Origin of the sequence: Streptomyces sp. NBC_01454, assembly GCF_036227565.1 — a bacterium.
GTDB lineage: Bacteria > Actinomycetota > Actinomycetes > Streptomycetales > Streptomycetaceae > Streptomyces.
In genome coordinates this window covers 7952786-7979309 of the sequence record NZ_CP109460.1, presented here as the reverse complement: position 1 = coordinate 7979309, position 26524 = coordinate 7952786, and the positions used below count along the sequence as shown (strand labels likewise).

General features: G+C 72.4%; 14 protein-coding genes and 1 pseudogene (1 of these 15 only partly in view). 11 read left to right on the top strand and 4 right to left on the bottom strand.

Features of this window, described 5'->3' with window-relative positions; all coding sequences use genetic code 11:
* Window positions 1-312: 312 nt before the first annotated feature.
* Window positions 313-1188: a LysR family transcriptional regulator gene (locus OIU81_RS34920; RefSeq protein WP_329154283.1), complete on the bottom strand. Its 876-nt coding sequence runs from the start codon at window positions 1186-1188 to the stop codon at window positions 313-315.
* 122 nt (window positions 1189-1310) lie between these two features.
* Here OIU81_RS34920 and OIU81_RS34915 point away from each other — a divergent pair, with 122 nt between their 5' ends.
* From OIU81_RS34915 to OIU81_RS42450, 3 genes and pseudogenes are all read left to right on the top strand, one after another.
* Window positions 1311-2309: an NADP-dependent oxidoreductase gene (locus OIU81_RS34915; protein ID WP_329154282.1), complete on the top strand. Its 999-nt coding sequence runs from the start codon at window positions 1311-1313 to the stop codon at window positions 2307-2309.
* A complete protein-coding gene (locus tag OIU81_RS34910; protein WP_329154281.1) occupies window positions 2306-2707 on the top strand; it encodes a nuclear transport factor 2 family protein in 402 nt (133 codons plus the stop codon). Before OIU81_RS34915 ends, OIU81_RS34910 begins: the two co-directional genes overlap by 4 nt.
* A 77-nt stretch (window positions 2708-2784) precedes the next feature.
* A pseudogene (locus tag OIU81_RS42450) lies at window positions 2785-2899 on the top strand (DNA-binding response regulator); the annotation flags it as partial.
* An 80-nt stretch (window positions 2900-2979) separates the two neighbouring features.
* Here OIU81_RS42450 and OIU81_RS34905 read toward each other — a convergent pair.
* Window positions 2980-3888 carry a LysR family transcriptional regulator gene (locus OIU81_RS34905; RefSeq protein ID WP_329154280.1) on the bottom strand — a complete coding sequence of 303 codons (909 nt, stop codon included), beginning with the start codon at window positions 3886-3888 and terminating at the stop codon, window positions 2980-2982.
* 138 nt (window positions 3889-4026) lie between these two features.
* On the opposite strand from OIU81_RS34905, the gene OIU81_RS34900 reads away from it, so the two are divergent.
* From OIU81_RS34900 to OIU81_RS34865, 8 genes are all read left to right on the top strand, one after another.
* The gene (locus OIU81_RS34900) at window positions 4027-4845 is read left to right on the top strand and encodes an inositol monophosphatase family protein (protein ID WP_329154279.1); all 819 of its coding nucleotides are present in this window, start codon (window positions 4027-4029) and stop codon (window positions 4843-4845) included.
* A gap of 41 nt (window positions 4846-4886) precedes the next feature.
* Complete coding sequence (locus OIU81_RS34895; protein ID WP_329154277.1) at window positions 4887-5483, top strand: NADPH-dependent F420 reductase; 597 nt, start codon at window positions 4887-4889, stop codon at window positions 5481-5483.
* Window positions 5484-6081: 598 nt separating this feature from the next.
* The gene (locus tag OIU81_RS34890) at window positions 6082-6210 is read left to right on the top strand and encodes a hypothetical protein (RefSeq protein ID WP_329154275.1); all 129 of its coding nucleotides are present in this window, start codon (window positions 6082-6084) and stop codon (window positions 6208-6210) included.
* A gap of 810 nt (window positions 6211-7020) precedes the next feature.
* Window positions 7021-7746, top strand: coding sequence for an urease subunit gamma (gene ureA, locus OIU81_RS34885; protein WP_329154274.1), 726 nt, complete (start codon window positions 7021-7023; stop codon window positions 7744-7746).
* Entirely contained in the window at window positions 7739-9499 is a 1761-nt protein-coding gene (locus OIU81_RS34880) for an urease subunit alpha (protein WP_329154273.1), read from the top strand. Before ureA ends, OIU81_RS34880 begins: the two co-directional genes overlap by 8 nt.
* A gap of 55 nt (window positions 9500-9554) precedes the next feature.
* Window positions 9555-10229, top strand: coding sequence for an urease accessory protein UreF (locus tag OIU81_RS34875; protein WP_329154272.1), 675 nt, complete (start codon window positions 9555-9557; stop codon window positions 10227-10229).
* Between the two features lie 40 nt (window positions 10230-10269).
* The gene (gene ureG, locus OIU81_RS34870; protein ID WP_329154271.1) at window positions 10270-10965 is read left to right on the top strand and encodes an urease accessory protein UreG; all 696 of its coding nucleotides are present in this window, start codon (window positions 10270-10272) and stop codon (window positions 10963-10965) included.
* Entirely contained in the window at window positions 10962-11780 is an 819-nt protein-coding gene (locus OIU81_RS34865) for an urease accessory protein UreD (protein ID WP_329154270.1), read from the top strand. Before ureG ends, OIU81_RS34865 begins: the two co-directional genes overlap by 4 nt.
* 810 nt (window positions 11781-12590) lie before the next feature.
* Here OIU81_RS34865 and OIU81_RS34860 read toward each other — a convergent pair.
* Complete coding sequence (locus OIU81_RS34860) at window positions 12591-21869, bottom strand: SDR family NAD(P)-dependent oxidoreductase (protein WP_329154269.1); 9279 nt, start codon at window positions 21867-21869, stop codon at window positions 12591-12593.
* Window positions 21866-26524, bottom strand: partial view of an SDR family NAD(P)-dependent oxidoreductase gene (locus OIU81_RS34855; RefSeq protein WP_329154267.1) — the 3' portion only. It continues 2298 nt past the right edge of the window; only the last 4659 of its 6957 coding nucleotides appear in the window; the start codon falls outside the window, past its right edge; the stop codon is at window positions 21866-21868. The genes OIU81_RS34860 and OIU81_RS34855 overlap by 4 nt, the downstream gene beginning before the upstream one ends.

Sequence of the window (26524 nt, the reverse complement as noted above, 5' to 3'; positions counted from 1 at the left end):
CACCGAAAGGAGCTGCTGCGCTGCTTCAACGACACGGCGTTGACTCTGGAGGTCCGTGTCGCGGCTGCTCTCGTCCGCCTCTACGCCCTCCCCCTGACCCGCATCGTCGTTGACCTGGTCGGATCTGAAGCTTCCCTGCACCCTCACGCGATACGGCAACGGTTCCTGGTCGAGACGGCGTACTTGATCGCCGTTCCATGGGGTCGGACGCTGATCCGGCACAACCTGACCCCGAGCGATACCGGCAGATACGCGACGAACACAGCGCGCGTGAGCACGGCTTGGGGCAGTTCAGTGCCAAGCGGGTCCCGGTCAGGCTGCCGGGGCGGTCAGGGTGGCCTTGGCCGCCAGCCGGAGATTCCAGATCATCGGATTCGGGTCGCCCTTGCGGCTGACCAGGACGACCTGACTCGGGGGAGCGCCCTCGACCGGGACGGTGACGAGGTGGGGACGCAGTGAGCTACGCCGATCGCCGACCGGTAGCACGGCGATTGCCCTGCCGCTCGCGACGAGTTCGAGCTTGTCCTCGTAGCTCTCGATCGGCGGCACGCCGGCCCCGAGGATCCGGTAGGAAGTCCAGTCCGCGGTCTCGAACGCGCACGGCGCCGCCTCCTCGCCGGCCAGTTCTTCCGCGGTCACCGACGTGCGGTCGGCCAAGGGATGGCCGCGCGGGACCACGAGCATCCGGGGCTCCTCGTACAGCGGCGTGGTGAACACGTCGTCGGCGGCGAGCGGCAGCGGGGCCCGCGCGATCAGGGCGTCGACGCGCTTGTCGGACAGCGCCCCGACGTCGCGGCAGCTCAGGTACCGGGTGGCGATCTCGGCGTCCGGGTAACGGCGGCGCAGTTCCCGTACGGCGGCAGTGATCACCAGGTCTTCAACATAGCCGATGGCGATTCGTTCGGTATCGGCTTGTTCACGCACGGCCAGCTCGGCCTGGCGGGCAGCCTGCAGCAGGGCTTGGGCACGGGGGAGGAACTTCTGGCCGGCCGGAGTGAGCCGGGTGCCCTTGGGTTCGCGGTCCAGCAGTCGTGCGCCGAGATACTTCTCGAGCCGTTGGATCTGGCGGCTCAGCGCCGGCTGGGCCACGTGCAAGTCGGTGGCGGCCCGGCCGAAGTGCTGGTGCGCCGCCACCACGGTGAAGTAGCGCACCAGCCGCAGTTCGAGGTCCTGTCCGAGATCGTTCATCCTTCCAGCGTAGGCGTCATGCCGTTTCGGAATGATTGGGTTGCCGAACCGGTCTTGGACGGCCATGCCGTCCTGGGCCTTGACTGAAGGGGCAACGTTTCCCCAAGAAAGCGACAGGCGCAATGAAGGCGATCCAGTTCCACGAAGCGGGCGGGCCGGAAGTTTTGCAGTATGACGAGGTGCCGGTTCCCGAGATCGGCCCGGGCGAGGTGCTCGTCCGGGTGCACGCGGCGGGCATCAACCCGCCGGACTGGTACCTGCGTGAGGGGATGAAGGTCATGCCGGCCGAGGTGAGGCCGGCGCTGGAGTTCCCCCTGATCCCCGGAACGGACATGTCGGGCGTGGTCCAGGCGGTCGCTCCGGACGTGCTGGGGTTCGCCGTCGGTGACGAGGTCTTCGGCATGCTGCGGTTCCCCGGATTCGACGGCCGGACATACGCCGAGTACGTGGCCGCGCCGGCTTCGGACCTGGCTCACAAGCCGGCCGGTATCGACCACGTGCAGGCGGCTGGGGCGCCGATGGCCGTGCTTACGGCCTGGCAGTACCTGGTTGATCTCGGCCACGACGTGCCGTCTCCTTTCACCGGCCAGGTGCACCAGCCGGTGCCGATCACGCCAGGGATGACCGTGCTGGTCAACGGGGCCGCCGGTGGAGTGGGCCACTTCGCGGTGCAGCTGGCGAAATGGAAGGGGGCACACGTCATCGCGGTGGCCTCGGGCCGGCACGAGCAGTTCCTGCGCAAGCTCGGCGCCGATGAGTTCATCGACTACACCAGGACGCAGGCCGCGGACGTGGTCAGCGGTGTCGACCTGGTGATCGACGCCGTCGGTGGCCCGGACAGCTCACGCTTCCTGTCCGTGCTCAAGCGCGGCGGCACCATGTTTCCGGTGTTCTTCGCCCAGTACGACCCGGAAGAGACGGCGCGTCTGGGCATCACAGTCTCGAACATTCAGGTGCGTTCCAACGGCCCCCAGCTCGCCGAGATCGGGCGCCTGTTCGACGAGGGCAAGCTCCAGGTCGGAGTGGACAGCACCTACCCGCTGTCCGAGGCGGGCAGCGCACACACGCGAGCCGCGCAGGGCCACCTCCAAGGCAAGATCGTGCTGACGGTGGTCTCGTGATCGCCGAACTCCAGCAGGCGGTGGCGCACTACGCCCACGCCCTGGACGAGCTGAATGTGCCCGAGCTGGAAGCGGTCCTGACCGAAGACACCACCTGGACCTTCACGATGCCCGGACAAGGAGTGCTCGGCCCGGTCGCCGGATGCGCGGCGGTGCTCGACTTTATCCGTGACGGGCACACGGCCCAGACCGGAAGGGTGCGGCACCACCTGGGCAATGTCGTGGTCACGACGACGGACGCCGCCACCGCTGAGGTGCGGGCCTATCTGGTGCAGACGAGGGACACCGGCGAGAGCATCCAGATGATCTCGACCGGGGTCTACACGTTCGGCCTGTGCCGGTCCGACGGCGGGTGGCGGATCGCCGAGCTCACCCTGACGCTGGACAACGCCATTTAGGGCGGGGCTAGGTGTATTGACCCGCAGCGGCGCGGTCGCTCGGCACGTCGCCGAACGCGGCGGCGATCTGCTTCAACGTCAGCAGCCAGGAGACCGTCAAGACGTTCGTGTCCTGCATTCTCGGCAAACTCGGGCTTCGCGACCGCGTTCAGGTTGGTCGTGTACGCCTACCGCCGGGGGCTGGTGATCTGATGCGGGTCCGCACAGCGGCCGGCCGTGCGGCATCAAGGTGGGCGCGTGGACGTATGGGTGAAGCGGCCGGACGGCGCCGACTACGACGACGCTCCGCCGATGGCCAACGCGGTTCGCGCCAGCCCGCGCAGCCAGGCGTGGGCGTGGTCGGTGTCGTAGCGCTGATGCCACGACAGGTATATCGGCGCCGACGGCAGTTCGAGCGGGAGGGGGAGCACGGCCAGGCCGAGGTCGGCGACCGCTGACCGCGTGGTGGCTTCGGGGACGCAGATCAGGAGGTCGGAGCCGCGCGCGAACTCCAGCGCGGCTGCTTCCGTGGGCGCGGTCGCCACCACGCGGCGGGTGAGGCCGAGCTGCGCGAGGGCGTCGTCGAGGGCATTGCTGAGGTTTCCACGTCGCGAGACGGTGACGTGCTCAGCGGCGGCGTACTGCTTTGCGGTGACGGCCTTGACGCGGGTGAGGGGGTGCCCCTGCCTCACGACGATAACGAGGCGGGTCTTTCCCACGTTCTCGGCACGGATGTCCGGTGCGCTCGGGCGGTTGGCGTTCGCTTCCAGGTCGACCTCGCCGCGCCGCAACTCGGGGGTGTCGATGCTCGATTCCGCGACGAAGCGCAGTCGCACGCCCGGCGCCTGTCCGCGCACGGCCGCGAGCAGTGCGGGGCCGCTCAAGGCGACCAGGGAATCGTGCCAGCGGAGTGTGAACGTGCGCTCCAACGTTGCCAGATCGAATTCACGGCTCGGTGCCAGCACCCCCTGGACCTGATGCAGCAGCTCGTGCACCTGTTGCCGGACGGCGATCGCATACGGCGTCGGGGTCATCGTGCGGCCGGTACGCACCAGGATCTGATCCCCGGTCGTGCGCCGGATTCGGCCCAGACTCCGGCTCATCGCGGGGGCGGTGACGTGCAGGCGCGCGGCCGCCCCGGCCACACTGCCCTCCTCCAGCAGCGCGTCGAGCGCGGCGAGCAGGTTCAAATCCAATTGCATGGGAGTAATCCTAGCCGTGCTTGACATGCATTTGAAGTTAATGAAGGGGCTCTATACCTTCGAGACGAGCGCAGGACGGAACGCGCAGCTCGGCCCCCGACCGGCCCCATCACCCCCTTCTCAGACGGGAGTACCACCATGTCCGAAACGCTTCAGACCACCGATGTCGCCACCTCCGACGCCGACCTGCTCGGCCGGACCGTGATCGCCGTGCGCGCGGCCGGTTCGGCGCTGCGTGAGCGCTTCGGCGAGGTGGTCCACTACCAGACCCGCGAAGAGCTGATGAACGCGCTCGCCGCCAACGACGAAACGGCCCTCGACATCCTGCGCCCCCACCTCACGCGCCTGCGCCCGGACGCCGGCTGGGTGGAGGACGAGCTGGACGGCGGGGCGCTGCCGCCCGGCGAATGGTGGGTCGTGGATCCGGCCGAAGGCAACGTCAACCACCTGCACGCCCTGCCGGAGTGGGCGGTGACCGCCACCCTCGTGCGTGAGAACCAGCCGGTGCTCACCGCGGTCCACCTGCCGTTGACGGGGGAGACCTACACCGCGCTCACCGGCGCGGGCGCCTACCTCGACGGCCGGCCGCTGCACGTCTCCCAGACCGCGGACCTCGGCCTGAGCATCGTGGCCACCAGCCAGGCCCGGCCGGACGAGGACGAGAAGGTCGTGCGGCGCGTCGGCTCCTCGATCACCGCGATGCTCTTCGACGCGCTCGTCGTCCGCACCGCCGTGCCCGCAACCCTGCACCTGCTGAACGTGGCCGCCGGCCGGATCGACGCCTTCTGGCAGTTCGCCGGCGCCCGCGCGGACCTGCTGCCCGGGGCACTGCTCGTCACCGAGGCCGGCGGACAGATCTCCGACGCCGAGGGCCGCCCCTGGACCCCGCAGAGCGAGAGCTTCCTGGCCGCCGCGCCCGGCGTCCACGCCGAGGCCGTCGCCACGCTCTCACGCTGACCGCGCACCGCAACCTGCACGCACGGAAGGACCAGATCATCGTGACTACGATCGCAGTTCTCGGAAACGGCCGCGTCGGCGGCAACCTGGCCACAGCCCTCACCCGGGCAGGGCATGAGGTGAGGGTGGCGGACCGCGCGCCGGGCGCTGCCGTCGAGGCTGCCCGGACAGCCCAGATCGTCATCAACGCCACCCCGGGAGCCGGCTCGCTGGACCGGCTCGTCGCCCTGCGCGAGGAACTGCGCGACAAGATCCTCGTCGACGTCTCCAACGCCACCGTCGACGGACCGGACGGACTGCCGGCCCACCTGATTTACCCCGGCTCAAGCCTCGCCGAGCAACTTCAGGAAGCGCTCCCCGAAACGCGCGTCGTCAAGACACTCAACACCATGCTCTTCCCGGTGATGACCGCGCCGGCCACGCTCACCCAGGCGCCCGACGCCTTCCTCTCCGGCGACGACCCGCAGGCCAAGCAGACCGTCCGTGAATTGCTCATCAACCTCGGCTGGCGCATGGAGTGGATCACTGATCTCGGCGGGATCCAGACCGCGCGCGCCACGGAAGCCGCGATACTGTTTGTACCGCACGTGATTCGGTCCAGCGGATTCGCGCCCTTCGCGATCTCGGTCGCCCGCTGATCCGCACACAGCGCACCGCCGGGGCACGGTATGGCGCAGACGAAGTTCGACAAGCAGGTGGAAGAGACCGCCGAATCCCTCGCGTTCAGTATCGGCCGGTTCCTGGCCGGTCCCTGACGCTCTCGTCAAATGCATGCACGCAGCGGATTAGGTGGCCGTAGGCTGCGCGGCGTTCTTGGCGAACCCAAGGTCTGTGTTCGTTCTCTGCGCCGCCGACCACTTGATGTCGCGCGGCCCTCCAACTGGCCCATCCGCCGACCGCAGCTCCGATGATGCCTGCGGCGAATCCGATGATGGCGGCGTATAAGGCGGCGCGGGCTTCGTCCACGTCTCCCCCTGGTGTGGTGCGTGGCGGGAGGCTATCGGCCGCGGGCCACTGGTGCGTAACTGCCCTGTTCAGGTGCCGTTGGTCAGATCATGAGAGCCGAAGGCGAGGGCGAGATCGAATCGCTAACCGGAGAGCTGACCATCTGCCAGATGAGGGGAAATTCGGGTACGTACATCCAGCTCGGACGGTCGCACACGTTTTGGAAGGCACGCGTCCAAAGCTCGGGACGTGAGGCCGTACATAAACTGGCTCAAGTCGACGTTCCCGTAGGTGTCGAACAATTATACCCCCAAGGACTCCAGCAGGAGCCAACTCCTCGAAGCCAAGGGCAACCTGCAGCGCATGCTCGCGTCCATCCCGCTGACCGAAGATGAACGAGCGGCGGTCGACGATGGGTAAACCGCCGTCGATGAGCTGCTCGCCCGGCTCACCGACATCCCCACCCCCGCAGGCCCCACACCGCGCGATCTCGACCTCCCCGCCACCGTCACCATGCTGCCCATCGTGGAGGTCCGCCAAGGCAAAAGGCCATAAATCAACGCCGCCGACGGGGCGCCTTTTAAGGCGTGTTCGGCGGAACACTCCGCTGCGATCCGCTCGTATGCCATTGCCCGCACGGCACCTAGATCAGGACAATGCGCGACCGGTGTCGTGCAGGCCGCACGACTGCCTTGTCCCCGATTCGCCAGTCAACGAGCGGCCTGTCCCGGCATAGCAGGAGGCGGGGCCGGCACGGGGACGTCGTTTTCCGGCCGCAGTCGCCTCAACTGCGTCGTGGGCGAAGGACTCTTTGGCTACTGTGATGCGCTGTTCAGCCGACAAAGAGGCACGGGGGCGCGGCGATGGCCGTCAGCGGTGACAGGGATCAGCCTGGGGGCGGTCGGCGATTCCGATGCTCGGACGGGCGTGCGGTTGTTTGCCGCGCAGTGGGTAGGGCGGCATTGGTGCGCCTCTCACACCGGCCATGCAGATGTCGATCTCTGCGGAGTAGGTCCGGTGTTCGACCGGAAGGGACGGCCGCGATATTTGTAGGCGGCCGCGCACTCGACGAGATATAGCAACGAACTGTTGCAAGGTGGCCGAGTTGGACCTTCCAGGGCCCGTTGTGCTGGGGATGGCCATCTTTTGGTGCCTGATTCGAAACCCATCCATCCGAATCCTCGCTGTGGCGTTATGGCGGGCGCGGGACGAATGACAAGGTGATGTCGGGTGCATCTGAGCCCCCATGAGCAAGAAAAGATGCTCATTTACGTGGCGGCCGACGTGGCGGCGAAACGCTGGGCGGACGACGTGAAGCTCAACTACCCCGAGGTGGTCGCGCTGATTAGCGTGCACATCATGGAGGGGGCGCGCCGTGGGAAGTCGGTGACGAACCTGGCCCATTCCGGAGCCAGGCTGTTCACTCCCTCTGAGCTGATGTACGGCGTCTTCGATATGGTCCGCGACCTGCAAGTGGAGGCGACCTTCCCCGACGGGAGCAAGCTGTGCACCGTCCGCGAGTTGGTGGACCGCAACCTCTCGGAGATCCTTCCCATTGTTCCTGATCCCGGCCCTGGTGACTGCGGGGAAGCGGACATGGTTCCTGGGAAGATCAAGTTCGGTAACGGCGAGATCGTCATCAACGAGGGCAAGCCGGTAACGGTGCTGGAGGTGCGGAACGACGGTGACCGGCCTATTCAAGTCGGCTCCCACTACCACTTCGCGGAGGTCAATCCCGCGCTGAAGTTCCAGCGAAAAGGGGAGGACCCATCGCGCGATGCGGCGCGTGGGCTGCGGCTGCACATCGCGGCGGGCGCCTCGGAACGTTTCGAGCCCAACTGCGCCGGCGACTTCGCCTTCGTACCGCTCGCGGGCAACAAGGTGGTGCCGGGGCTGCGCGGCGAAACAGCGGGACCGGTGGACGACGAAGAGAACGTGGGGCAGGACGATGAGTGAGCACTCCAAGCACCGGCTGGCGATCTCCCGCGACGAGTACGCGCAGCTGTACGGCCCGACGACCAGCGACCGCATCCGGCTCGCCGACACCAACTTGTGGATCGAGATCGAAGAGGACCGCTCGGGCGGGCCGGGTCTGGCGGGAGAGGAGGTGGTCTTCGGCGGCGGAAAGGTGATCCGTGAGTCCATGGGGCAGTCCCTGCGCAGCCGCAAGGAGGGGGCGCCCGACGCCGTCATCACCGGTGTGGTGATCGTCGATCACTGGGGCATCATCAAGGCGGACGTCGGCCTGCGCGACGGGAAGATCGTCGCCCTGGGCAAGGCCGGCAACCCCGACATCATGGACGGTGTCCATCCCGACCTCGTCATCGGACCCGAGACCGAGATCATTGCGGGCAACGGCAAGATCCTTACGGCGGGCGCAGTGGACACGCATGTGCACTTCGTCGACCCGCAGGTCATTCCCGAGGCGCTGGGGTCCGGTGTCACCACCCTCATCGGCGGCGGGGCCGGGCCCGGCGAGGGAAGCAAGGCCACTACCGTCACCCCCGGGGCCTGGTACCTGGCCCGGATGTTCGAGGCCCTGGACGCCTACCCCGTCAACATCGGCCTGACCGGCAAGGGCAGCACGGTCAATAAGGGGTCGATGCGCGACCAGCTGCGCGCCGGAGCCCTCGGATTCAAGATCCACGAGGACTGGGGAGCCACCCCGGCCGCCATCCGCGCCGCGCTGGAGGTGTGCTGCGAGGACGGTGTCGGCGCCCAACTGGCCCTGCACGCCGACACGTTGAACGAAGCCGGCTACCTGGAGAGCACTCTGGACGCGATCGCCGGCCGGGGCATTCACGTGTACCACGCGGAGGGCGCGGGGGGCGGGCACGCCCCGGACATCATCAAGGTTGCCTCGCACGGCAATGTGTTGCCGTCCTCGACCAACCCGAGCATCCCGTACACCTACAACGCGGCAGAAGAGCACCTCGACATGGTCATGGTCGCCCACCATCTCAAACCAGGCGTCCCGAACGACGAGGCATTTGCACAGTCCCGGATCCGGCCGACCACCATGCTCGCCGAAGACATCCTGCACGACCTGGGCGCGATGTCGATGACGTCCTCGGACGCGCAGGCGATGGGGCGCGCGGGCGAGACGGTCCTGCGCACCTGGCAGCTCGCGCACACGATGAAGGAACGCCGCGGCAGTGCACCCGGTGACAACAGGGCCGACAACCACAGGGTCCGCCGCTATGTCGCCAAATACACCATCAACCCGGCGATCACCCACGGCGTCGGCAACAGGATCGGGTCGGTGGAAGCGGGCAAGCTCGCCGACCTGGTGCTGTGGGAGCCGAAGTTCTTCGGGGTCAGGCCGCACTTGGTCATCAAGGGCGGGCAGATCGCGTACGCACAGCTGGGCGATGCCAACGCCTCCATCCCCACGCCCCAGCCCGTCCTGCCACGCCCCGTCTACGGCGCGGTCGGCCGGGCCCCCGCCTCGCTCTCCTTCAACTTCGTGACACGGATGGCTCTGGACGACGGACTGACGGAGCGGCTCGGCGTGGCCAAACCGTTCCACGCAATCGAGAGCACCCGGTCCCTGACCAAGGCGGACATGAAGGAGAACGACGCGACACCCGAGATCGTGGTCGACGCCGACTCGTTCACGGTCACCATCGACGGCATTGACGTCGAGCAGATGGCCGAGGAAGACGAACCCAAGGTTCTCCCCCTGGCCCAGCGGTACTTCCTCGTCTGATGGCTGCTCCGATGGATGTATCGAGCCCGTCGAGCCGCCACCGTAGGCAGGCAGGATGAGCCGGGCCGCGCTGCTGGTGCTGGCCGACGGCCGGTTTCCCGCCGGAGGCCATGCGCACTCCGGCGGGGCCGAGCCGGCCGTGAAGGCCGGACGCATCAAGGACGCCAAGACGCTGGAGGAGTTCTGCCGCGGGCGGCTGCACACCGCCGGGCCGACCGCAGCGGCCGTGGCCGCCGCAGCCGCGGCCGGCTGCGACCCGCTGGCCTTGGACGAGGCCGCGGACGCACGGACCCCCGTCCCGGCGCTGCGCCTTACGGCGCGGCGGCTGGGACGGCAGATGATGCGGGCCGCCCGCGCCACCTGGCCCTCGGCCGAGCTCGACGAACTGGCCACGGCCCGGCCACGCGGCGCACACCAGCCCATCGTCCTGGGACTGGCGGCCCGGTCGGCGGGGCTGACGGCTCTGGACGCGGCGTATGCGGTCGCCTACGAGAACGTCAGCGGTCCGGCCACCGCCACCGTCCGCCTGCTCAGCCTCGACCCCTTCGACGCCACCGCCGTCCTCGCACGCCTCGCCGCCGAGATCGACCACGTCGCCGCGCGGGCCGCCGAGGCCGCCGAACGCGTCCCCCTGGAAGGAACCGACGCTCTGCCCGCCGCCTCGGCACCGCTACTGGACATCAGCGCCCAGCAGCACGCCGCCTGGCCGGTACGACTCTTCGCCTCCTGACCTGCCCCGGCACCCCACACCCGCACCACTGGAGCCTGTGATGCATCTCGACCACGCAGAGACCTTCCCCGAGCGCCACACCTACAGCGCGCCCGCCCCCGTACGCGCGGACGGCACTCGCCGCGCCCTGCGGATCGGCCTGGGCGGCCCCGTCGGCTCCGGCAAGACCGCCACCGTCGCCGCCCTGTGCCGTGCGCTGCGCGACGAGCTGTCCATCGCCGTGGTCACCAACGACATCTACACCCGCGAGGACGCCGCATTCCTGCTCCGTGAGGCGGTACTGCCCGCCGAGCGGATCACCGCCGTCGAGACCGGCGCCTGCCCGCACACCGCCATCCGCGACGACATCTCCGCCAACCTCGAAGCCGTCGAGGACCTGGAGGACGCGGTCGGCCCGCTCGACCTCGTCCTGGTCGAATCCGGCGGCGACAACCTCACCGCCACCTTCTCCAAGGGCCTGGTCGACGCCCAGATCTTCGTCATCGACGTCGCCGGCGGCGACGACATCCCCCGCAAGGGCGGCCCCGGCGTCACCACCGCCGACCTGCTCGTCATCAACAAGACCGACCTCGCCCCCTACGTCGGCTCCGACCTGGAGGCCATGGCGCGCGACGCCAAGGCGCAGCGCGGCGAACTCCCCGTCGCCTTCACCGCATTGAAGAACGAGAACGGCGTCGCGCCGGTGGTGGAGTGGCTCCAGCGGCAGCTCGCCGCCTGGACGGCCGGGGCGGCATGACAACCATCGACGCCGCCGCCCCGCCCCCTGCCTCCGTTGCCCCAGCCCCGGGGGTCCACTCCACCGCGCACATCGTGGCAGTCCCCGACCCACGCGGCGGCACCGCCCTGCCCGTACTGCACGGACGACGCGCTCTCATCCCCCGCCGCCTACGTACCGCAGGACCGTTCGCCAGGGTCGTCCTCACCGGCTCCGTCAACGCACCCCACGGCGGCGACCAACTGCGGCTCCAAGCCGAAGTACGAACCGGCGCACAGCTCAGCCTCGGCACGGTCAGCGCCACCCTCTCCCTGCCAGGCCCACGTGGCGGCACCGCCACCAGCGACATACTCCTCCGCGTGGACGACGACGCGGAACTGCACTACCTTCCGGAACCGCTGATCTCCGCCGCGCACAGCGATCTGGAGACGACCACCTGCGTCGAACTCGCCCCCAGGGCACGGCTGATGCTCAGGGAAGAGCAGATCCTGGGCCGCGCCAACGAACCCTCCGGACGGCTCCGCACCCGCCTGACCGTACGTCTGGCCGGGAGCCCCTTGCTGGATCAGGAACTCGCCGTCGGCCCCGGCGTTCCTTCCTGGTCAGGCCCTGCCGTCCTCGCGGACTACCGCATGACCGGACAACTCCTCATCGTCAACCCGGAATTCACCCATCAGCAACCCTCACCCCAACTCCTGCCGACCGACCCCGGCGAGGAGGGCGAGGCCGCCCTCACCCCCCTCGCCGGCCCCGCGGTCCTGATCACGGCGGCGGCAGCCAACCACTCCACCCTCCGACGGCTACTGGACCGGGGCCACGAGGCGATCGCCCGATAGGCCCGACTCGGCTTGAGCGCGCCGCGGTGAGCGCACTACCAAGAGCGCATCAACCTCCGCCCCTGAGTACCGAGCCCCCCAACTAACGCCCTGCGACGTGACATTCCTGATTCCACATAATCGGTGGACTCCACGATCGTGCGCGCGCATCAGCACGCGGCCGGGCTCGGAAAAGAGGGGCCCCGGCCGGCGAGCCGCACGACCAGAGCGCGACCGCCCCGGGAAGCCCAGGACCACAAGACCCAGGGGCCGTGAGCAGTCAAGCATTCTCGCCTCGTCGAAACGGCGCAGCGCGTCGGAAAGCCGAAGTCGCTACTCCCGCCAATCACGGCACAACCCACCACACGCAGAGCCCCCATCGGCATCAGCCGACGGGGGCTCCTCACCTCTCACCTGCTATCACACGCGTCTCACCAACAGCGTCGACGCACTTGGACCACAAAGACCTGACCTGCAAAAACGCTCCTGACCTACACCGATTCCACTTTCCTCGGAACTTCGCAGGGGCCAGGTTCGCCGAAGCACCATCAGGGCTGATCGTTGAGACCCAGGCGCGATGGGCCGCGGCACGACGACCGCGGTCAGCAGCTGTAGAACTCGTTGCGGGACAGGGCAGCGGGATCGAAGTCGGTGCGCATGGTGGTCCGTTTCCAGGAGGCGGCCGCGGGCCCTTTAGCGGATCCACGGCATCGCCAAACCCCTGAGTTCGGCAGAGGGTGCCCGGTATCGGAGCCACCCTGCACATCCTGATCCGCGGGGCGCCGTACTGAGGGATCAGTACGGCGCCCCGCCGGTCCGGCCGCCGGCGGCTCAGGCAGGGGTCGCGCTCAGCTGCTCGACCACGAGGTCGGCCAGCACCTGCGGTGTCGGGCACTCGTAGAGGAGGTCCGCGGGCCACTCCAAACCGGTCAACCCGGTCAGGTGGTCGCGCAGTTCGAGCGCGGTGACCGAGGTCAGGCCCATGTCGAAGAACTCTCCCTCGGCGTCGATCTCGGACGCGGACTCGTACCCGAGCACGGCGGCCGCGAGGCCCCGCACACCGCCGAGCACGGCCTCCGCCCACTCCGCGCGGGGGAGTCCCGCGAGGGTGGCCCGTAGTCCGGAGTCCTGGGGCCGCGGACCGTCGGGCCGGGGCTCGGACTCGTGCTTCGGCTCGGGCCCGGGCTCCGGCGTGCGGTCCGTCGCCTCTTCCGTAGTCTCCTCGGGCTCCGCGGCCGGCGCGGTCCGCGTCACGTGCGCGGTGTCCAGGAGGCGTACGGCCGTCTCCCCGGTGGACAGGGCCCGCCACAGCCCGCTCACCGCAGCCCTCGGGTCGAGGTCGGGGTGGACCGCCACGGCGAGCGAGGCGCCCGCTTCCCGCACGGTCTCCCCCACGGACACGACGGCCACCAGCGGCGACGCCACGTCCTCGAAGCCGCTGCCGGCCCGGACGATCGCCGCCGCGAGCCGTACGGTCCCCTCCGCGTCCCCGAACTCCAGGGCGCCGGCCGGGCGGTCGGCACCGCCGGCCACCAGGCAGCGCGCCCCGGACGCGAGCACGGCGTCGACGGTCGCCGCAGTGAGCGCGTCCGCCGGGCCGGCCACCAGGACGTCCCCCTCGGGACGCCACACGCCGGTGCGGCCCAACGGTTCGTAGGTGCGCACGAACAGCCCGTCCGGCTCGATCCGCGTCTCCCGGTACCCCTCGGCCACGGCCGCGCACAGGCGGCTGCGCGCGGGCGCGTCGAGCTCCTTCGGGAGGGTCACGGCGTGGTCGCAGGCGGGCACCACGCCGCCGCCTTCGACGACGGCCCACCGGGGAACCCCCGCCTCGGCGGCCGGTTCGGTCCCGGGCAGGGCCAGCACGAGGTCCGGGCGCTCGGCACCGCCCGAGCGGACCCGGGCTCCGTGCCGGACCAGGGCGCCCGCGACCCCGTCGGCCAGTTCCTCGTCGCCCGTGGAGGGGGCGAGCAGCAGGACGTCGTGGGCGAGCTCGGGGGCGGGGCCGTCCGGCACCCGTGTCCACCGCGCCCCCTCGAGGACCGGCGCCGCCGCTCCGGAGCGCAGCCGGCAGAGGGCGTCGAGGACCTGGGCCGGTGTCTCGTCGCCCCGCAGGTTCAGCAGGTCGAGGGCGGCGCCGAGGTCGGCGCTCTCGACGGCCGACCAGAACGGATCGAGCGCGGGCGCCCCCTCCCCCGCCTCAGCTGCGGGTACGGGTACGGGTACGGGCGCGGCCTGCGCCACATCGGCCGGCTCGGGCCAGTAACGGCGGTCCTGGAAGACGTACTTCGGAAGCCGCACCCGGGTGGCCGGCCGCCCGGCGTGGACGGCCGACCAGTCGGCCTCCACTCCGTGGGTGTGCAGGAGCCCCAGAGCCTCGACGGCGGTGCGGACGTCGTCGCGGTCGCGGCGCAGCAGCGAGACGGGCCGCACCGGGAGGCCGGGCAGGCACGACTCGACGGCCGGTGCCAGGACGGTGTCGGGTCCCAGTTCCAGGAAGGCCGTGGCTCCGTTGCCGTGGGCCTCGCGGACGGCGTCGAAGAAGCGCACGGAGCCGCGCAGTTGGTCCACCCAGTAGTCGGGGGTGTCCATCGCGTGGGCGGTGCGGACGGTGGAGACCACCGGGATTCCGGGCCGTCCGAAGCGGACCTCGGCGGCGGCGGCCCGGAACTCCGCGAGCGCCGGGTCCACGCAGGGCGAGTGGAAGGCGACGTCCACGCGCAGCCGGCGCGTACGGTGCCCGCGCTCCGAAAGTTCCCGGGCCGCGGCCAGGACCTCCTCCTCGTCCCCGGACAGGACGACCGACCGGGGGCCGTTGACGGCGGCGATGCCCACGCGGTCGGCGCGGCCCTCCAGGACGGCGAGGACTTCCTCCTCCGTCGCCCGTACGGCCACCATGGCTCCCCCGGCCGGCAGTTGGCCGAGGACCCGGCCGCGGGCGGCGACGAGGGCGGCGGCGTCGGCGAGGGGCACCAGGCCCGAGACGCAGGCCGCCGAGAGCTCGCCGATGGAGTGCCCGATCAGGGAGTCGGGGGTGACGCCCCAGCTCGACAGCAGCCGGAACTGGGCCACTTGGAGGGCGAAGAGGGCCGGCTGGGTGTACTCGGTGCGGTCCAGCAGGTCCTCCCGTTCGAAGACCGCTTCACGCAGCGGGGTGTCGAGCCGGAAGTGCGCGGACACCTCGTCGAAGGCCTGCGCGTACACAGGGAAGGTCTCGTACAGGCCCCTTCCCATCGCGGGGAGCTGGCTGCCCTGCCCGGTGAAGAGCAGGGCGAGCCGCTGCCCGGCGGCGCGCGCCCGGCGCAGGCCGTCGGCCGTGCCGTCGGACGCCAGAGCCGTGAGGGCGGCGCGCCTCTGCTGTGCGTCGGCGCCGCTCACCATGGCCCGGTGGCGGTGGGCGGCCCGGGTGGTGGACAGGGCCCGCGCCACGGCGGGGAGGTCGGAGGTGTCCGACTCCAGCAGTCGGCGGGCCTGGCCGCGCAGGGCCTGCTCGGAGCGTGCCGACAGCAGCCAGGGGACTCCGTCCAGGGCGGGCAGCGGCTCCGGGGGCTCTTCGGGGCTCGATGCCTGCTCGATCAGGACGTGCACGTTGGTGCCGCTGATGCCGAAGGAGGAGACTCCCATGCGCCGCGGCCCGGTCCCCTCGGGCCACGGCTGCGCCCGGCCAAGCAGAGCGATGTCGCCGGCGGTCCAGTCCACGTGCGGGGAGGGCTCGTCGATGTGCAGGCTCCGGGGCAGCAGGCCATTGCGGATGGACAGGACCGCCTTGATCACTCCCGCGATGCCGGCGGCTGCCTGGACGTGTCCCACGTTGGACTTGAGCGAGCCGAGCAGCAGCGGGGCCGGCCGGTCCTGGCCGTAGACCGCGAGCAGCGCCTGCGCCTCGATGGGGTCGCCGAGGGCCGTGCCGGTGCCGTGCGCCTCGACGGCGGCGACGTCGGCGGGGTGCAGGCCGGCGGCGGCGAGCGCCGCGCGCATCACCTTCTCCTGGGCCGCGCCGTTGGGGGCGGTGAGGCCGTTGCTGGCGCCGTCGGAGTTGAGGGCGCTGCCGCGCAGTACGGCCAGCACCTCGTGGCCCAGGGCGCGGGCCCGGGAGAGGCGCTCGACGAGCACCACTCCGGCGCCCTCGCCGAGTGCGGTGCCGTCGGCCGCAGCGGCGAAGGGCTTGCAGCGTCCGTCGGCGGCCAGTCCGCGCTGGCGGCTGAACTCGACGAAGGGCACCGGTGTGGAGAGCACGGTGACTCCGCCGGCGAGCGCAAGGTCGCACTCCCCCGCCCGTACCGCCTGCGCGGCGAGGTGCAGGGCGGTCAGCGAGGAGGAGCAGGCCGTGTCGACCGTGACGGTCGGGCCTTCCAGGCCGTAGGTGTAGGCGACCCGTCCGGAGAGGACTCCACCGCCGACGCCCGGGGCGAGGAAGCCCTCGGCGGCGGCGTTCTCCAGGAGGCGGCCGTAGTCCTGGTACATGGCGCCCACGAACACGCCGGTGCGGCTGCCGCGCAGCGAGGCCGGGTCGATGCCGGCGTCCTCGCAGGCCTCCCAGACGGTTTCCAGCAGGATCCGCTGCTGCGGGTCCATGGCGACGGCCTCGCGGGGCGCGACCCCGAAGAAGGCGGCGTCGAACGCGGTCGCGTCGGCCATGAAGCCGCCGTGCCGGGTGTAGGTGGTGCCGGGGGCGGCCGGGTCGGGGTCGTAGAGGCGCTCCAGGGGCCAGCCCCGGTCGTCGGGGAACGGGCCGATGCCGTCGCGTTCGTGGACCAGCATCTCCCAGAGGTCGTCGGGTGTGCGGACGCCGCCGGGGAGCCGGCAGCCGAGGCCGACGAGGACGACGGGGTCGTCCGCGGCGGCGGCCGCGGCGCGGACCACGGGAGCGGCCGCCGGGGTCGTGCCCGCGAGGAGTTCGTCCAGGTGGCGGGCGACCGCCGCCGGATTGGGGTGGCTGAACACGAGGGTGGCCGGGAGGCGCAGGCCCGTGCTTCCGGCGAGGCGGTTGCGCAGTTCGACGGCGGCGAGCGAGCCGAAGCCGGCGTCCTTGAAGGCCCGGCCGGGGTCGACCGCCTCCGGCGAGGCATGTCCGAGGACGGCGGCGGTGTGTCCGACGACCAGGTCGAGCAGGGTGCGCAGGCGCTCGGGGCCGGTCTTCCCGGCGAGGCGGGCGGCCAGTTCGGAGACGGCGGCGCCGCCCCCGGGGGCGGCGCCGCGGCGTGCGGGTTTCCCGGACAGGTCGCGCAGCGGCGCGGGGACGTTCTCTTCCTGGGCCCGCAGGGCGCCGGGGTCGAGCCGGATCGGGGCGAGCACCGGCTCGTCCGAGGCCAGGGCGGCGTCCAGGGCAGCGAGGGCGTCCGCGGTCGGCAGCGGCTGGAAGCCGGAGCGGCCCAGGCGGTCCCGGTCGACGCCGTCGGTCATGCCGCTGGTGGCGTCCCACAGGCCCCAGGCCAGGGAGATCCCAGGCAGGCCCGCAGCGTGGCGGCGTCGGGCCAGGGCGTCGAGGCCGGCGTTGGCGGCGGCGTAGTTGGCCTGGCCGAGGCCGCCGAGGATGCCCACGGCCGAGGAGAACAGCACCAGGCGTGCCTGGGGCAGCAGTTCGTGGAGGTGGAGCGCGGCGTCGAGCTTCGCTCCGAGCACGCGGTCGAGGCGCTCGGGGGTCAGGCCGGTCACCAAGCCGTCGTCGAGGACGCCCGCGGCGTGGACGACGGTCGTGAAGGAGGCTCCGCCGGCCAGGACCGCGAGATCGGCACGGTCGGTGACGTCGCAGGCGACGGCACGGACCTGGGCCCCGGCCCCGGCCAGCTCCTCCGTGAGGGCGGCCATGCCGGGGGCGTCGGAGCCACGTCGGCCGGCCAGCACCAGGTCGCGTACGCCGTGTGCGTGGACGAGGTGCCGGGCAACGAGCTGCCCCAGGGTGCCGGAGGCGCCGGTCACCAGGGTCCTGCCGAGCTCGCCGGTCCCCGCCGGAGCGGGGAGGGCGCGTACCAGCCGGGTCACGGTCGCGGTCCCGGACACCAGCGTGAGCTGGGGCTCGTCCGCGGCGAGGGCGGCGGGGATGGCGGCGAGGGTGGTCGCGTCGAGATCGGCCAGGTCCAGCACCCGGAAGCTGCCGGGGTGTTCGAGCTGGGCGGACCGTACGAGACCCGCGACGGCGGCTTCCGCCACGTCGTGGTGGACCCGGCGGGTGACGAGGACGAGCGTGGAATCCGTACGGCTCTCGTCCGCCAGCCAGTCCTGGACGAGGGTGAGCGCGCCGCGCACGGCCTCGCCGGGCTCGCCTGCCGGAGTCGGCACCAGGACGTGGGGCGCGGGGTCCTGGGTGGGCTGCTTCCCCAGCTGCCGGGCGAGTTCCGGGTCCTGTACGGCGTAGTCCTCGTGCGCGCCGCCGGGCAGGGCCCGGGTCACCCGGTCGGGGCGCAGCAGGTCGCCCCGGTCGGGGCGGCCGAGAGCGCCCGCCGGAAGCTCGCGGAGCACGAGGGTGTCGACCGAGGCGACGGGTGCCCCGGTGGTGTCGGTGAGGGTGAGGCGGACGGCGTCGGGGCCCGCGGCGGACAGGGTCACGCGCACGGTGTCGGCGCCTGCGGCGTGGAGGCGCAGGCCCTGCCATTCGAAGGGCAGTGCCGGGCGGCGGCCCCCTCCTGTGGTGAGGAACCCGCCGAGGGCGACGGGGTGCAGGCACGCGTCGAGCAGGGCTGGGTGGAGAGTGAACGCGCCGGCCTGGTCGGCGTCGGGCAGTGCGACCTCGGCGTGGAGGTCCCCGTCGCGTCCCCGCCACAGTGCCCGCAGGCCGCGGAAGGCCGGGCCGTAGCTCAGGCCGGCGCCCTCCAGGGTCGCGTAGAGGGCTTCGACGTCCTGGGGTTCGGCGCCGGCCGGCGGCCACGCGGTGGTGGCGGCCACCGGTTCGGCGGCGTCGGGCAGGAGGACGCCGGTGGCGTGCGTGGTCCAGTGCCCCGCCCCGATGAGGGTGTGCAGGATCAGTCCGCGCGAGCCGTCCTCGGCCGGGGCCGTGATGTCCACGCGCAGCCGGATGTCGCCCTCGTCGGGGAGGACGACCGGGGTGAGCAGGGTGAGCTGGTCGACGGCGGCGCAGCCGGCCTCGTCCGCCGCCCGGGAGGCGAGCTCCGCGAGGGCTGCGCCCGGCAGGACCACCTGTCCTTCGACGGTGTGGTCGGCGAGCCAGGGCTGGGCGGCCAGGCCGAGCCGGCCGGTGAGCACCAGGCCCTCGGCGGCGGGCAGGGAGGCGCGCAGGACGGGGTGGTCGACCTCGTCGAGGCCCAGGGCGCCCGCGCCGCCGGTGCCGGGGCCGGGGTTCAGCCAGTACGGCTCCGTGAGGAAGGTGGTGGTGGGCAGGTCGATCCGGCGGGCTTCGGGCCAGAGCGCGGACCAGTCGGGGCGTACGCCCTTCACGTACAACTGGGCGAGGGCGTGCAGCAGTTGCCCGGGGCCGCCTTCGTTGCGGCGCAGGGTGTGGACGACGGCGGTGTCGGTGCCCAGCGCGTCGACGGTCTCCTGTGCGGCGGTCGTGACCACCGGGTGGGGGCTGACCTCCAGCAGGGTGGTGCAGTCGCGCCGGACGAGGGCGGTGACGGCCTCGTCGAAGCGGACGGTCTCGCGCAGGTTCCGGTACCAGTAGTCGGCGTCGAAGGCGTCGGCGGCCTCGATCCAGCGGCCTTCCACGGAGGAGAAGAAGGGGATTTCGGGGGCGAGCGGGCTGACGGGGGCGAGGGCCTCCAGGACCTGCGCGCGGACGTCTTCCACGTGCGCGCTGTGCGAGGCGTAGTCCACGTCGACGCGCCGGGTCCGTACGCCGTCCTCCTCGCAGGCGGCGAGGAGTTCGTCGAGGGCGTCGGTGTCGCCGGAGACGACCACGGAGGCCGCGCCGTTGACGGCGGCCAGCGACAGCCTGCCGTCCCAGCGGCGGAGCCGGTCGCGTGCCTCGTCGGCGGGCAGCGCGAGGGACATCATGCCGCCGCGGCCCGAGAGGGTGGTCAGGGCACGGCTGCGCAGGGCGACGACACGGGCGGCGTCCTGGAGGGTGAGGGCGCCGGCCACGCAGGCGGCGGCGATCTCGCCCTGGCTGTGTCCGCCGACAGCGGCCGGGTGGACGCCGAGGGAGCGCCACACCTCGGCGAGGGCGACCATCACGGCGAACAGGGCGGGCTGGACGACGTCGACCCGGTCCAGGTCCTGTTCGCCGCGCAGAACGGCGGTCAGCTCGAAGTCCACGTAGGGGGCCAGGGCGCTCTCGCACTGGGCTATCCGTTCCCGGAACACCGCGTTGGTGTCCAGCAGGCGCACGGCCATGTCCCGCCACTGCGAACCCTGGCCGGGGAAGAGGAAGGCCACGCCGCCGCTCGGCCCGGTGGTCCCTTCGACGACGGCGGGCGAGGGCCGGCCGGCGGCCAGGTCGTCCAGTGCGGCGAGGAGTTCGGCCCGGTCGCCGCCGAGGACGACCGCGCGGTGCTCATGGGAGGCGCGGGTGGTGGCCAGGGAGAGGGCCACGTCCTCGGGGCGCGGTTCCTGCGGGTGCCTGGTCAGGAAGGCGGTGAGGGTGGCGGCTTGGGCGCGCAGTGCGGCGTCGGAGCGGGCGGACAGGGTCCAGGCCAGGGGGCCGGGCCCGGCGGGCGGCGTCACCGGGGTCTCGGCACTTTCGGCGCTCTCGGCGCTCTCGGCGCTCTCGGCGCTCTCGGCGCTCTCGGCGCTCTCGGCGCTCTCGGCGCTCTCGGCGCTCGCCACGTATGCCGGCCGCTCGGCGTCGGGCCGTTCGGCGGTCCGGTCGTCCACCGGCAGCGGGGGTTCCTCCAGGATCACGTGGGCGTTGGTGCCGCTGACCCCGAAGGAGGACACGGCAGCCCGGCGGGGTTCCGTACCGGCGGGCCAGGGTGCGTCCTCGGTGAGGAGTTCCACGCCGCCCGCCGACCAGTCCACGTACGGGGTCGGGGCGTCGAGGTGCAGGGTCCGGGGCAGTACCCCGTGCCGCATGGCCATGACCATCTTGACGATCCCGGCGATGCCCGCGGCGGCCTGAGTGTGCCCGATATTGGACTTGACCGATCCCAGGCGCAGCGCCTGGGTGCGCTCCCTGCCGTAGGCGGCGAGCACGGCCTGGGCCTCCACCGGGTCGCCCAGGGGGGTGCCGGTGCCGTGTGCCTCCACCGCGTCGACCTGCTGGGGGGTCAGTCCGGCGTCGACGAGGGCCTCGCGGATGACGCGCTGTTGGGCGGGGCCGTTGGGTGCGGTGAGGCCGTTGCTGGCACCGTCGGAGTTGACGGCGGTGCCCCGGACCACGGCGAGTACGCGGCGGCCGGCGGCCAGGGCGGTCGCGAGGCGTTCGACGACGATGACGCCGGCGCCCTCGGACCAGGCGGTGCCGTCCGCCCCGGCGGCGAACGGCTTGCAGCGGCCGTCGGGGGCCAGGCCGCGCTGGCGGCTGAACTCCACGAAGGCGGCGGGGGTGGCCATCACCGTGGCCCCTCCCACGAGGGCCATGTCGCACTCGCCCCGGCGCAGGGACCGGACGGCCAGGTGGAGGGCGACGAGCGACGAGGAGCAGGCGGTGTCCACCATGATGGCGGGGCCGCGCAGGCCCAGCTGGTAGGCGACGCGGCCGGCGACGACGCTGCCGGCGCCCTGGGCGCCCGGGTAGTCGTGGTGCATGACGCCGGTGAACACGCCGGTGCGGCTGTCGCGCAGCGAGCTCGGGTCCAGGCCGGCGCGCTCGACGGCCTCCCAGGACGTCTGGAGGATCAGCCGCTGCTGCGGGTCGGTGTGGAGCGCCTCCTTGGGCGAGATCCCGAAGAATCCCGCGTCGAACCGGGCGGCGCCGTGCAGGAATCCGCCCTCGCGGACGGTGGTCGTGCCCGGGTGATCGGGGTCCGGGTGGTGGAGCGTGTCCAGGTCCCAGCCGCGATCGCCGGGGAACGGTGTGATCCCGTCCCGCCCCTCGGCGACGAGCGACCACAGGTCGTCGGGGGACTCGACGCCGCCCGGGTAGTGACAGGCCATGCCGACGATGGCGACCGGCCCGGCGGATCGCTCCTCCACATCGCGCAGCCGCTGCCGCGTCGACTGCAGTTCCGCGGTCACCCGGCGCAGGTAGTCGCGGAGCTTGTCCTCGTTGGTCATCGGGAGCGTTCCTCCAGTCCCGGCAGCGGGCTGCCGAGCTCGGCGTCGATCAGGGCGAAGACCTCGTCGTCGGTCGCCGAGGCGAAGGCGGTGACGGGTGCTGTCGCGGTGTGAGGTGTCAGGTGGTCGAGCAGGCCGCGGACGCGTTCCGCAGTGCGGTCGCGGGACACGTCGTCCGTGGCCGCCGCCGTGAGGGCGGCGGCCAGGCGATCGAAGGCCGCGAACAGGGTCGGCAGGTCGGTCGCCTCGGACTCGCCGGTGAACCGCTCGTCGAGGTGGGTGACCAGATCGGCCGGGGTGGGGTGGTCGAAGACGAGCGTGGCCTCCAGCGACAGGCCGACGGCCGTGCCCAGCCGGTTGCGGAACTCGATGGAGCTCAGCGAGTCGAAGCCGAGTTCCTGGAAGGACCGGTCGGATTCGATCAGGCCGGCGTCCGCGTAGCCGAGGACGGCTGCGGCTTGTCCCCGGACCAGCGCCGACAGCCTGGCGCGCCGCTCGTCGGGACCGAGGCGGGCCAGGCCCGGGTCGGCGGCCGGGGCTGCCGCCGTGGTGCGCACCAGGCTGCGCAGCACGTGCGGTACGACGGCGACCGGACCGCGCCCGAGCCGCAGGACGGTGACCGCCGGGTGCGGTCCGGCGAGGGCCGCGTCGAGCAGTGCGAGGGCCGCCCCGGTGGGAAGCGGTTCGATGCCGCCGCGGGCCAGGCGGTCCCGGTCGGCGGCCATGCCCTCGTCGAGCGCCCACGGCCCCCAGGCCACGGACACGGCCCGGCGGCCGGCTGCGGCGCGCTGCCGGGCGAGGGCATCGAGGAAGGCGTTGGCGGCGGCGTAGTTGCCCTGCCCCGGGCCGCCCAGTACGCCCGCCACGGAGGAGAACAGCACCAGTTCGGCCTCGGGCAGCAGGTCGGCGAGGTGGGCGGCGCCTTCGGTCTTGGGCCGCAGCACCCGCTCCAGGCGGTCCGCGTCGAGGGCGGTGACCACTCCGTCGTCCAGTACTCCCGCAGCGTGCACGGCCATGGTCACCCGGCGGCCGGCCAGCAGGGTCTGCAGGGCGACGCGATCGGCCACGTCACAGGCGGCCGCCTCGACCCGGGCGTCCAGCCCGGCCAACCCGGCCGGGACCCGGCCGCTGCGGCTGACCAGCAGCAGGTCGCGTACGCCGTGCCGCTCGACGAGGTGGCGGACCACCGGTCCGGCGAGGGCGCCGCTCGCACCGGTCACCAGGACGGTGCCGGCCGGGCGCGGTGCGGGCGCCGGCACAGCGGCCGGTACGCGGACCAGCCGGGCTCCGAGCACCCGGCCGTCGAGCAGGCGCAGGTGCGGTTCGTCGGAACCGAGCGCGCGCTGCAGCGGCGCGAGGTCCTCGGCGTCCACGAGGCCGAAGCGGCCCGGGTGTTCGGACTGGGCGGAGCGCACCAGTCCCCAGGCCGCGGCCGTGGCCAGGCCCGGGGCGGTGGTGACGAGGACCAGCCGCGCGGACGCGAACCGGCGGCCGGCGAGCCACTGCTGGAGCCGGCCGAGCACCTCGGTGGTGAGGGCGCGGGCGGCCGGGGCCCCCTCGGCGGCGCCGGACGGGGCGGCCGGGACGGGCAGGACCACCACCGGCGGCACGTCCGTCAGGGCGTCCAGATCCGCGGCCCGCACCAGCCGCGCCCCGGAGGCCGCCAGGGCGGCGCCGATCCCCTCCGGGTCCGGGCCGACGACCGCGTAGCGGGCCCCCGGTGACGGCTCGGGGGTCTCTACGGGCAGCCACTCCACTTGGTGGAGCGGCTCGGCCGGAGCGTCCGCCCGGCGCAGCACCACCGAGTCGACGGAGGCCACGGGCGCGCCCGCGTGGTCCGTGAGGAGGAGCTCGACCGCGTCGGCCCGGTGGTGGACCAGTCGTACCCGGGCGGCGGTCGCTCCCGGGGCGTGGACGCGTACGCCGGACCAGGCGAACGGCAGGTAGGGGCTGTCCCCGTCGAGGGCCGAGGTGAGGGCCACGGTGTGCAGGGCGGCGTCGAGCAGTACGGGGTGCAGCGCGTGCGCCCCGGGACCCCTGTCGGCGACACCGTCGGGTAGGGCGACGTCCGCGAAGGCGGCGTCGGCGGTGCGCCAGGCGCGGCGCAGGCCACGGAAGGCGGGCCCGTACCCCGTGAGCGTCTCGTAGAGGCGGGTGACGTCGAGTTCCTCGGCGTCAGCGGGCAGGGCCGGGGACGCCGGTGGCTCCTCGGGTGCGGGGGCGAGGACGCCGGTGACGTGGCTCGTCCAGCCGCCGTCCCCGGTGCGGGCGTGGATCCGGAAGGCCCGCGTACCGTCGGGCTCGGCGAGGTCCACGACGAGGCGCAGGTCGGCCTCGCCCGATGCCAGCGGTGTGTGGGTGACGAGTTCGGCGATCCGCGGGCAGTGCAGCCGGGCTCCCGCCCGCAGGGCCAGGTCGATGAAGTACGTCCCGGGTACCAGGACGACGCCGTCCACGGTGTGGTCGGCCAGCCAGGGCTGCTCCGCCGTGGAGATCCGCTCACTGAACACGTGTCCGTCCGGCAGTTCGACCTCTTCGGCCGCGCCCGGCGAACTCCCGGACGGGGTCCGGGTGGTGGTGACCCAGTGGCGCTCGCGGGCGAAGGGGTAGCCGGGCAGCGAGAGCCGTCGCGGCCGGTCGGGCGCGGGCAGGCTGATCGCGGCGCCCTCGACCCAGCCCCGGGCCAGCTCGCGCAGGTCGTCGCCGTGCACTGGTGCGGCGGAGCGGCGCCTTCGTCCGCGGTACCGGCCCGTGCCGGTGCGGAGCGCGTCGGCGAACTCGGCCGTCGTCGTGGCGACGACGGCGAGCCGCTCGTCGAGGTGGTCGCGTCCGGACCAGAGCGTGAAGGCGAGCGCCGCCGGGTCCACGCCGCCGCCGGTACCGGTGAGGCGGCGCGTCAGCTCGGCCGGGGTCGTCCCCCCGTCGACGTGGAGCCGGACGCCGAACTCCTCCTGGATGCGGCGGGCGAGGCGGGTCAGGCGCGGGTAGTCGAGGCCGAGTTCCGAGAAGGGTTCACCGGGATCGACGGGAAAGCCCACGACCTCGGTGAGGATCCGCTCCAGGGCTTCGGGGCCCGCGCCCCGGCCGGCCCGGTCGAGGTGGGCGAGCATCCGCGCCACGGTCTCGTCGAGCCGGGTGACGTCCTTCGCCGAGAGCACGAAGAGCTGGGGACGGTCCTCTTCCGGGGCCTGCGGGCCACGCGCGAGCGGGTGTTCGGCCAGCACCACGTGGGCGTTGGCGCCGCCCGCGCCGAAGGAACTGATCGCCGCGGTGAGCGGAGCGTCCGCGGGCGGGTTCCAGGGTTCCAGGGTGCGCTGCACGCGGAACCGCGAACCCGCCCAGTCCACCGCCGGGTTGAGCGGCTCGGCGTGCAGCGAGGGCGCCAGTGCGCGGTGACGCATCTGGAGGACGACCTTGGTGAGGGCGGCGATGCCCGCCGCCGACTCCAGGTGGCCGATGTTCGACTTCACGGAGCCGATGGGCCAGGGCCCCCGGCCCGCGCCGACGGCGTCGAAGGCCCGCTCCAGGGCGGTGATCTCGATCGGGTCGCCCAGGCTGGTGCCGGTGCCGTGGGCCTCCAGGTAGCCGAGGTCGGCGGGGTCCACTCCCGCCGCCGTGAGCGAGTCGCGGACGAGGGCGGCCTGCGAGGCCGGGTCGGGCACGGAGAACCCACCGGTGTGACCACCGTGATTGAGGGCCGTACCGCGGATAACGGCGTGTACGTGGTCTCCGTCGCGCAGCGCGTCGCGCAGCGGCCGCAGCAGCACCACGCCGACGCCCTCGCCGGGCACATAGCCGTCGCCGCCCTCGCCGAAGGCCCGGCAGCGACCGTCGGTGGAGAGGAAGGACGACTGGCTGAGCAGCAGGTACTTGTTGGGGTGGACGTGCAGGTTGACGCCTCCCGCGAGGGCGGCCTCGCACTCGCCCCGCCGGATCGCCTCGACGGCCAGGTGCAGCGCCGTCAGCGAGGAGGAGCACATGGTGTCGAGCGCGATGCTCGGCCCCTTGAGGTCGAGGAAGTAGGAGACGCGGTTGGCGATCGAGGCGCTGAACGACGAGGGCACGAGACCCGGTTCCGCACGGACGCCGTGCAGTTGGTACTGGTTGTACATCACGCCGGCGAACACGCCGACGGAGCGGCCCCGCCAGGCGGAGGGGGCGTGTCCCGCCTCCTCGAAGGCGTGCCAGGCCTCCTGGAGGAACAGCCGCTCCTGCGGGTCGAGGACGGCGGCCTCGTTGGGCGAGATGTGGAAGAAGACGGCGTCGAACTCGTCGATGCCGTCGACGAATCCGCCCCAGCGGCCGTACGAGCGTCCTGGCACACCCTTGGCGTCGCTGTGGATCGCGCGGTGGTCCCAGCGGTCGGCGGGCACCTCGGTGATGCCGTCCCGGCCGGCCTTGAGGTTCTCCCAGAACTCGTCGAGCGTGCGGGCGCCCGGGTAGCGGCCGCTGATGCCCACGACGGCGATCGCGTCGTCCTCGTCACCGGTGCCGTCGCAGGCCGCCGGCAGGGGGGGCGCGGGGGCGGTGACGGCGGAGACGGCCGCCTCCGGAACGGCGGGGGCCGCGGCCGTGGGGGCCGCGACGGCAGGGGTGAACCGTTCGGTGATCTCGGCCGCCGAGCCCACGAGCGCCACCAGGTGCGGCCGGCCGCT

What these genes read in the sequence shown, in the direction of transcription:
- OIU81_RS34860 (WP_329154269.1), bottom strand. Translation starts at nt 21,869, where the DNA reads ATGACCAACGAGGACAAGCTCCGCGACTACCTGCGCCGGGTGACCGCG.
- OIU81_RS34865 (WP_329154270.1), top strand. Translation starts at nt 10,962, where the DNA reads ATGACAACCATCGACGCCGCCGCCCCGCCCCCTGCCTCCGTTGCCCCA.
- OIU81_RS34915 (WP_329154282.1), top strand. Translation starts at nt 1,311, where the DNA reads ATGAAGGCGATCCAGTTCCACGAAGCGGGCGGGCCGGAAGTTTTGCAG.
- OIU81_RS34920 (WP_329154283.1), bottom strand. Translation starts at nt 1,188, where the DNA reads ATGAACGATCTCGGACAGGACCTCGAACTGCGGCTGGTGCGCTACTTC.
- OIU81_RS34905 (WP_329154280.1), bottom strand. Translation starts at nt 3,888, where the DNA reads ATGCAATTGGATTTGAACCTGCTCGCCGCGCTCGACGCGCTGCTGGAG.
- OIU81_RS34875 (WP_329154272.1), top strand. Translation starts at nt 9,555, where the DNA reads ATGAGCCGGGCCGCGCTGCTGGTGCTGGCCGACGGCCGGTTTCCCGCC.
- OIU81_RS34880 (WP_329154273.1), top strand. Translation starts at nt 7,739, where the DNA reads ATGAGTGAGCACTCCAAGCACCGGCTGGCGATCTCCCGCGACGAGTAC.
- ureG (WP_329154271.1), top strand. Translation starts at nt 10,270, where the DNA reads ATGCATCTCGACCACGCAGAGACCTTCCCCGAGCGCCACACCTACAGC.
- OIU81_RS34900 (WP_329154279.1), top strand. Translation starts at nt 4,027, where the DNA reads ATGTCCGAAACGCTTCAGACCACCGATGTCGCCACCTCCGACGCCGAC.